Below are 7921 nucleotides of genomic sequence, written 5' to 3'. Positions count from 1 at the left end.
GCTGGACGGCGGCCTGGCCGGCTGGCTGGTCCTGGGCGGGGTGTTCCTCGCCGTGGGGTACGCGATGGGGCCGGTCGCCCGCTGGGCGGCGCGGGCGGCCGTGGCGGCGGGGGCGCTGGGGGAGCCGGCCGCGGCGGTGGCCTTGCCCGGGCCCGAGCCGGATTCGGAGCTCGAACCGGAGCAGGCAGCGAGGCTCACCGCGGCGAGTGCCGTGAGGGTGGCGGCGAGGAGACGAGTGCGCATGGCGCTCAGACTGTCATGTTCGCGGCGTGGAAGGGAAGGTCCCTCCGGCGGCCGGAAGGGGATCTCCGGGGCGGCGGACGGCGGCCCGGAGAACGCTCCTCCGGGCCGCCGTCGGGCCCGCCGGCCGACCGGCAGGCCTGCCGGTCGATCGTCGGACGATCAGTCCGCCGTCAGCCGGCCGTCAGCCGAGACCGTTGGACTTCAGCCAGTCCTTGGCGACCGCCGACGGGTCCTCCTTGTCCACCGACACGCGCTTCATCAGCGCCATCAGCCCGGCCGTGTCCAGCTTGGCCGACACCGCGTTGAGCGCCGCCGTCGCGGTCGCGTCCACGCCCGCCTTGTTGACCAGCGGAGTGACGTTCTGGGCACCGAAGACGTCCTTCGGGTCGGCCAGCGGGACGAGCTTGTACTGGGCGATCTTCGGGTCGGTGGTGAACACGTTGCCGACCTGGATGCTGCCGTCCTTGAGCGCGTTCGCGGTGGTGTCGGCGGTGGGCTTCCACTCCTTGAAGGTCAGCCCGTAGACGTCCTTGAACTGCTGCTCGCGGCGGGACTTGAACTCCGGCGGCCCGCCGATGGTGAACTCGCCGGCCTTCGCGGCGAGGTCGGCGATGCTCTTGAGGGCGTACTTGTCGGCCGTCTCTTGGGTGACGCTGAGCGAGTCCTTGTCCTCGGCCGGGGAGGAGTCGAGGATGCCCAGCGAGGCGGGCAGCGTCTTGGCGAGCGCCGCGTTCACGTCCTGGGTGGTCACGGCGGTGGACTTGGCGTCCAGGTAGGCGAGCAGCGAGCCGTTGTACTCCGGCAGGACGGTCAGGTTGCCGCTCTGCAGCTGCCCGTAGAGCACCTCGCGGCTGCCGATGTTGAACTTCTCCTGGACCTTGACGCCCTTGGCCTTGAGCGCCTGCGAGTAGATCGACCCGAGCAGGACGTTCTCCGGGAAGTTGGCCGAGCCGACCACGACGGTCGACCCGGAGCCGCCCGGACCGCCGGAGCCGCCGGCCGGGGCCGAGGAGCTCGAACCGCCGCCGAGCGGGTCGCCGCCGGAGGAGCCGCAGGCGGTGGCGCCGAGGGCGAGCGCGGCGAGGGTGCCGAGGACGGCGACGCGGCGGCTTCGGTTGATTGTCGACATGGTGACAGATGTCCTTCCGGAACGGGCGGGGAGACGGGACGGGGTCAACGGGGCCGCTGCTGGGCGCGCAGTCCGGGCGGGAGCGCGAACCGGGCGAGCAGGGCGAAGAACAGCTGGGCGGAGACGGCGAGCAGCACCACCAGGAGCGCACCACCGACGGTCACCGCGTACTGGCGGGTCGCCAGCCCGTCGATGACGTAGCGGCCCAGGCCGCCCAGGCCGACGTAGGCGGCCACCGTGGCGGTCGCGATCACCTGCACGGTCGCGGTGCGGAAGCCCGCCAGCAGGGTCGGCGCGGCCGAGGGCAGGCAGACCTGCCGCAGCACCTGGGGGTGGGTCAGCCCGATGCCGCGCGCGGCGTCCCGGACGTCCGGATCGGTGCCGCGCACCCCCTCGACGGCCGCCACCAGCAGCGGCGGCGCGGCGAGCGCGACCAGCGGCATCAGGACGGCGGTGTCGCCGACCCCGGCGAGCAGCACCGCCAGCGTCACCAGGCCGAGGGTGGGCAGGGCCCGGGCGGCGCCCGCGAGCGCGGTCACCGCGGTGACGCCGCGCCCGGTGTAGCCGATCAGCAGCCCGAGCGGGACGGCGAGCAGCGCCGCGTACAGCAGGGCCTCGCCGGAGAGCAACAGGTGCTCGGAGACCCGGTGCGCGATCGAGTCCGGCCCGCTGAGGTGGTCCGGGTCGGTGAAGAAGTCGCTCAGCCAGTTCAGCCAGTTCACGAGCCCGCTCCCTTCTCCCGGACGGCCCAGGGCGCGAGCAGCCGCCGGGCGGCCACCAGCAGCAGGTCGACGGCCAGGGCCAGGACGGCGATCAGCGCGATGCCGGCCACGATCGGGGTCGGGAAGGTGCGCTGGAAGCCGTCCACGAACAGGTAGCCGAGCCCGCCGCGGCCGACCAGCGCGCCGACGCTGGCCAGTGAGATGCTGGACACCGCCGCGACCCGCAGCCCGGCGATCAGGTACGGAACGGCGGCGGGCAGCTCGACCGAGGTCAGCCGGTGCCACGGCCCGTACCCCATCGCGGTGGCGGCCTGCCGGACGGCGTCCGGGACGGCACGCAGCCCGTCCACGGTGGTCGGCAGCAGGACGGCGAGGGCGTAGAAGGTGAGCGGGATCATCACGGTCGCCTGGGTGGCGAGGCCGGTGTACGGGATGAGGACCACGAACACGGCCAGCGAGGGCAGCGCGTAGACGATGTTGAACACGGCGGACAGCGGCTGGTACAGCCGGGGGTAGCGGGCGCAGGCCAGACCGAGCGGGACAGCGAGTAGCAGGCCGATGAGCACCGGGACGAGGGCGATCACGGCGTGGTCGGCGAGCAGGTGGCCGAGGTAGCCGAGGTGGTCGCCGATCCAGTACCAGCGGACGATCGGTTCATCGTCCACCGTCGGCTCCGTCCGTGGCACCCGTGGCACCCGTGCCGTCCGTTCCGCCCGGGCGGCCGTCAGCGTCCGAGTGGCCGTCGGCGGCCGGGGGCTCGGCGATGCGGACGGGCGCGTCGGCGGCCGGCGCACCGGAGGCGTCCGGCCGCAGGGCGGCGAGGACGGCCTCGCGGCTCGCGGTGCCGGTGGCCCGGCCGTCGGCGTCCAGCGCGACGGCGACCGCGGCGGGGGAGAGGACGGCGGCGTCCAGCGCGGTGCGCAGGGTGTCGGCGTCCGGGCGGAAGGCGGCCGGCGGGTGCAGTTCGGCGGTGACGGCGTCGCGGTCGATCCAGCCGATCGGGCGGCGCTTGTCGTCCAGGACCAACTCCCATCCGCCGTACCGGAGTCCGTCGCCGACCGGGCGGAGCCTGACGGCGCTCGCGGGGCGCAGGCCGAGGCCGCGCAGGCCCCGGTCGCGCCCGAGGAAGGCGGCCACGCCCTCGTCGGCGGGGGTGGTGAGCAGGGTGTGCGGGTCGGCCAGCTGGGCGATCCGGCCGTGCTCGCGCAGCACCACCACCTGGTCGCCGAGCCGGACGGCCTCCTCGATGTCGTGGGTGACGAACAGCACCGTCTTGTGCAGCTCGGACTGGAGCCGCAGCAGCTCCTCCTGGAGCCCGGCCCGCACCACCGGGTCGACCGCGCTGAACGGCTCGTCCATCAGCAGCACCGGCGGGTCGGCGGCCAGCGCGCGCGCCACGCCGACCCGCTGCTGCTGACCGCCGGACAGCTGGAACGGGTACCGCTTGGCGGTCTCCGGTGCGAGCCCGACCAGTTCGAGCAGTTCGGCGGCGCGGACGCGGGCCTTCTTGCGGTCCCAGCCGAGCAGGTACGGGACGGTGGCGATGTTGTCGATGACCTTGCGGTGCGGGAAGAGCCCGGCCTGCTGGATCACGTACCCGATGCCGCGGCGCAGCTTGGCGGGTTCCAGCTTCGCGACGTCCGTGTCGTCCAGCAGGACCCGGCCCGAGGTGGGCTCGACCATCCGGTTGACCATGCGCAGCAGGGTGGTCTTTCCGCAGCCGGACGGCCCGACCAGGACGGTTATCCGACCGGTCGGGACCTCCAGGTCCAGGCCCTCGACCGCGACGGTGCCGTCGGGGTGGCGCTTTCCGGCGCCCTCGAATCTGATCACGTGGAGTTTCCTCGTCAGGGCGCTGCGGGGAGGCGGCGCCTGGGTCGGTCGGTCGTTCGGTGGCGGCGTTTTCAAGCGCCCGGGCGTACTTCCGCCCGCGTGGCTGCCCAGCTTTGGACCGGCGGAAACTCTGATCAGACTATGACCTGCATCATCTCCTGTCTCTGATTTACCGTCCGGCACGCGGTGCGACCGCGGGCTCAGCCGCCCTGACGGGTCGGCAGTCCGGCGGCCGCCCAGCCGACGAAACCGCCGTCCAGGTCGGTCGCCCGGTGCAGCCCGAGCTCGCGCAGGGAGGCGGCGGCCAGACTGGAGGCGTAGCCCTCGGAGCAGACCACGACCACCTCGACGTCGTAGCCCGAGGCCTCGGGGATCCGGTGACTGCCCGTCGGGTCCAGCCGCCACTCCAGCACGTTGCGCTCGATGATCAGCGAGCCCGGGATCTCCCCCTCGGCGGCCCGCTGCGCCGCCGGGCGGATGTCCACCAGCAGCGCGCCGTCCAGCTGGGCCTGGTAGGCCTCGTGGGCACGCGGTCGGTGGACGCCCTCCCGGGCCCGCTCCACCAGGTCGTCGATCGTGGTCACCATTGTTCCGGTCCTTCCTCGGAGGTGCGGACGAGCCCGCCGGCCCGCAGGTCGTAGTGCGCCATCGAGCTCAGCGGCGGCGAGTAGGCGTGCAGGGTGACGGCCGGGCCGACGGCGGTGTTGCGCACGTCGTGCACGTACTCGGGGCCGAAGGCGCGGGCGGTGCCGGCCGGGATCCGGCGGATCAGCAGGCCCTGGTCCGGGCCGCCGAGCGAGAGCTCCTCCAACTCGCCGAGGGCGACGGTGAAGGCGCCGCGGGAGCCGCCGTGGTCGTGGAAGCCGGTGGACTGGCCGGGCAGCCAGCTGATCAGCCACACCTCGTGGTCGTCGTCGGCGGCCAGGCGCCGGTACCAGCGCTCCTCGGTGGAGAGGCGGACGTGGTGGATCCACTCGTCGGGCCGCTCGGCCAGCTCACGGACGAGGGTCCGCAGGGTGCTGGGGGTGAGCGGTGCCCGGGCGCCCCCGGCGGACGGCGGCGGTGGCGGCTCGGGGGTGTCCGCCGGGCTCGCGGCGCGGGTGTCGACGGCGGCGCCGGTGCTGAGGTCGGCGTCGGGGCTGATGCTCGGGCTCGGGCTCATGAGGGCGTCCTCGGGTGCGGGAACGTCGGCGGGGAAGCGCCCGGCGTCCGGCGGCGGTGGACGGGTGCGGGCCGGCGGAGCGGCCCGGTACGCACGGGTGCGCCGGGGCGGGGCGAGGGTCAGAACTGCGGGTGCGGCTGCGCGGCGCGGGCCCTGGCAGAGGTCACAGGGCGGGACCGGCGGGGGAGAGCAAGGTCAACAGGCACAGATGGAACTCGCCTGGCGTCGCAGATCGACGTGCAGGCGGCAGACCAGAGTGGCGCCGGAGTCCATGCGCCGGATCCTTCCCGAGCGAACCGGACGAAGTCAAGCCGAGCCGACGGCCCGCCGCGGTCCGTTGCCGGCGCCGGGCCGAGCCGTCGGCCGCCCGTGGGCTCCCCGTCGACCCGCCGTTCGGCTACTCCTCGGCCGGGCGGCGCGGCGCCGGTGGGGCCGTGGCGGACGGGGCAGGGGCGGCGGGCGCGGTGGCGGACGGTGCGGTGACGGACGGCGTGGTGACGGGCGCTGCGGTGACGGGCGGCGCGGTGAGGCCCGGGGCCGGTGGCCGGTCGCCGGCCGGCTGCGCGGGCAGCGGCCCGGTGGTGCCCGGCGCCGGGCGGGCCAGCGCCTGCTCGACCAGCGGCGCGGCCCGCTCGCCCAGATGGCGGCCGAGTGCCTGGTAGGCGTCGAACTGCTGGTGGTCGAACCACTGGTCGCTGGTGCGGTCGTTCGGGAAGGCCCGGTTCGCCATGGCGTAGGCGTGCAGCTCGTACGGCATGTCGGGGGTCAGCACCGACTTGAGGAGGATCAGCCGGCCGTGCCGGACGGCCCCGGGCCCCTCGCCCAGGTCCGGGTAGTGGATGTCCCCGGTGATCACTGCCCGGGCCGAGAGTCGGGCGGACAGCTGTGCCGCCAGGCCGCGCAGCGGTGGCCGGCAGCCCGCCTGGCCCGTCCCGTCGCGGCTCGCGTCACCCGCTTCGGCGGCGCTGCCCGGGATCAGCAGCTCCGGCTCGTGCAGGGTGATGACGATGCCCAGCTCCTCGCGGGCCAGGGTGATCGCGGCGGCCAGCTTCGCGGCGTGGCCCGCGTCGCCGCTGGCGTCGATGCAGACCGCCGTCCGCACCCGGTGCCGGAGCAGCTCGACCAGCCCGAGGTTCTCGTAGTGGCCGCCGTCGGTGGTGAGCAGGAAGCGGTCGTCGGCCGGGAACCGCCCGATCAGCTCCCGCAGTTGGTACGGGAGGCGGCGGACGGCGGGCTGCGCGGGGCGGCGCCAGTCCGGCGGGCCGGACCACTCCGCGCCGAGCACCGCCGGGTTGGGCAGCCAGGTACCGAGGCGGGCGTTGGTCACCGCGAACAGCCGCTGGTAGCCGCGGGACTCCCGGCCCATCGCGGAGGAGAAGGCCGCGCCGGAGACGGCCATCGCCGACTGCACGGTGAGGTCCCGGGCGATGTGCGGGCGGGTGCGCCGCTCCAGCAGGTCGGTGCGCGCGTACCCGACCTGCGGGCCGCCCACGTAGTCGTACGAGAGTGAGAAGGAGACCGCCGGACGGCCCGGCGGCGTACGGGAGTTGCCCGACAGGTTGGCCGCCGCGGAGAAGATCACCTGGGGGAAGTCGGGGCGCCGGGCGCCGTAGTGGCTGAGCCAGGTCTGCTCCCGGAAGAAGTGGTACGGGCGGGCCACCGACCGGCCGCCCTCGGTGGCCCGCCGGACGGCGAACGCCGAGGCCAGCCGCAGCCGGTAGAACGGGTGCAGGCTCACCCAGGTCTGGTCGAGGTTCAGCCCGACCGCGCCGAGCAGCAGCGGCAGCGCCAGCTGGACGGCGGCGGGCCAGGCGTACCCCGTGGCGACCGCCCAGCCGAGGGCCAGCAGCGCACCGGCCGTCAGCACCAGGAGGGCGGCCCACACCACGAGGGTCTGCGGGAGGGTGACGGCGCCGCCGCGCGGCCGGCCCGTCGCGTCGGCTGTGCCCGTCGCGGCGCCACCTCGGCCGGGCGTCCGGCGGTCGCGCCGGAGTATGCCGAGCAGCAGCGCCAGGTAGCTGAGCGCCACGGCCAGGCCGAGCCCCGCGCCGGTCAGCTGCGGCCCGGCCGCCAGCGCCTGCTGCAGCCGCACCGCGGCCCAGGCCAGCCCCGGCACCGCCAGCACCCCGACGGCGAGCAGGGCGGCCAGCCCGAGCAGGCCGAGGTTGGCCCGGCGCACCGCGCGCGGGAGCAGCGCCTGCCAGCCGAGCGAGGGGAAGGCCAGCAGCCAGAGCAGCCAGCACCCGGCGGCCGCGGCGAGCAGGACGCCGAGGGCGGCGAGCGCCGGTGCCCGGAACTCCAGGGGCCCCGGTACGGCGTCGGTGTGGCGCAGCCCGGCCACCGCCAGCCCGCCCAGGTCGGTGAGCGGCACGGCCCGGTAGAAGCGGCTGAGCCCGAGGCCGAGCGTCAGCACGGCGGCCAGCAGCAGGGTGAGGGCGGACAGCACGCCGCGCAGCAGCGTCCCGAGGGCGACCAGCCATTCGCCGGCGCCGTCGGCGACGTACCTGCCGTGCCGGCGGAGGTGGTCCTCCTCGGGGGAGCCGGGCTCCAGCACGGTGTCGGCCGTCAGGCCCGAGACGGCGCGCACCGGGCTGCCGGGCGCCGAGTCGCTGAGCGCGAGCTGGAGCGCGCCGACGGCGTAGCCGCCGCCGGAGACGGAGACCAGGTAGCGGGCCCGCTTCAGCCAGGGACGCAGGGACTGGAGCGCGCCGAGGGTGACGCAGGCCGAGCGGATGCCGCAGCACGAAACCGGCGAACAGGTGCGTGGCGAAGATGTAGATGCCCGCGCGGATCAGCATCGCCTTGCGGCGCCGCTTCTCCTCGCTGGTGCCG

Annotated in this window: 8 protein-coding genes and 2 pseudogenes; all 10 read right to left on the bottom strand. The window is 75.1% G+C overall.

The window, feature by feature from the left end:
• A pseudogene (locus tag ABZW03_RS32790) lies at positions 1–243 on the bottom strand (hypothetical protein); the annotation flags it as partial.
• Between the two features lie 181 nt (positions 244–424).
• The gene (locus tag ABZW03_RS32785) at positions 425–1372 is read right to left on the bottom strand and encodes an ABC transporter substrate-binding protein (protein ID WP_355266492.1); all 948 of its coding nucleotides are present in this window, start codon (positions 1370–1372) and stop codon (positions 425–427) included.
• 44 nt (positions 1373–1416) lie between these two features.
• The gene (locus ABZW03_RS32780) at positions 1417–2094 is read right to left on the bottom strand and encodes an ABC transporter permease (protein ID WP_355266490.1); all 678 of its coding nucleotides are present in this window, start codon (positions 2092–2094) and stop codon (positions 1417–1419) included.
• Positions 2091–2759: an ABC transporter permease gene (locus ABZW03_RS32775; RefSeq protein ID WP_355266487.1), complete on the bottom strand. Its 669-nt coding sequence runs from the start codon at positions 2757–2759 to the stop codon at positions 2091–2093. Before ABZW03_RS32775 ends, ABZW03_RS32780 begins: the two co-directional genes overlap by 4 nt.
• The gene (locus tag ABZW03_RS32770) at positions 2749–3927 is read right to left on the bottom strand and encodes an ATP-binding cassette domain-containing protein (RefSeq protein ID WP_355266484.1); all 1179 of its coding nucleotides are present in this window, start codon (positions 3925–3927) and stop codon (positions 2749–2751) included. The genes ABZW03_RS32775 and ABZW03_RS32770 overlap by 11 nt, the downstream gene beginning before the upstream one ends.
• Before the next feature lie 200 nt (positions 3928–4127).
• Positions 4128–4514: a rhodanese-like domain-containing protein gene (locus ABZW03_RS32765; protein ID WP_355266482.1), complete on the bottom strand. Its 387-nt coding sequence runs from the start codon at positions 4512–4514 to the stop codon at positions 4128–4130.
• Positions 4508–5089, bottom strand: a complete 582-nt coding sequence (locus ABZW03_RS32760; RefSeq protein WP_355266480.1) for a cysteine dioxygenase family protein — start codon at positions 5087–5089, stop codon at positions 4508–4510. Before ABZW03_RS32760 ends, ABZW03_RS32765 begins: the two co-directional genes overlap by 7 nt.
• Before the next feature lie 195 nt (positions 5090–5284).
• Complete coding sequence (locus tag ABZW03_RS32755) at positions 5285–5362, bottom strand: putative leader peptide (RefSeq protein ID WP_107086570.1); 78 nt, start codon at positions 5360–5362, stop codon at positions 5285–5287.
• Positions 5363–5486: 124 nt separating this feature from the next.
• The gene (locus tag ABZW03_RS32750; RefSeq protein ID WP_355266478.1) at positions 5487–7676 is read right to left on the bottom strand and encodes a hypothetical protein; all 2190 of its coding nucleotides are present in this window, start codon (positions 7674–7676) and stop codon (positions 5487–5489) included.
• Between the two features lie 166 nt (positions 7677–7842).
• Positions 7843–7921: pseudogene (locus ABZW03_RS32745) on the bottom strand (DUF6126 family protein); the annotation flags it as partial.

The sequence above is a fragment of the Kitasatospora sp. NPDC004799 genome (assembly GCF_040609095.1).
Taxonomy (GTDB): Bacteria; Actinomycetota; Actinomycetes; order Streptomycetales; family Streptomycetaceae; genus Kitasatospora.
Note: the sequence above shows the minus strand (reverse complement) of the source record. Positions and strands in the feature narration are given on the sequence as shown.

Coding starts and splice junctions, on each gene's coding strand:
- ABZW03_RS32785 (WP_355266492.1), bottom strand. CDS start 1,372: ATGTCGACAATCAACCGAAGCCGCCGCGTCGCCGTCCTCGGCACCCTC.
- ABZW03_RS32765 (WP_355266482.1), bottom strand. CDS start 4,514: ATGGTGACCACGATCGACGACCTGGTGGAGCGGGCCCGGGAGGGCGTC.
- ABZW03_RS32760 (WP_355266480.1), bottom strand. CDS start 5,089: ATGAGCCCGAGCCCGAGCATCAGCCCCGACGCCGACCTCAGCACCGGC.
- ABZW03_RS32755 (WP_107086570.1), bottom strand. CDS start 5,362: ATGGACTCCGGCGCCACTCTGGTCTGCCGCCTGCACGTCGATCTGCGA.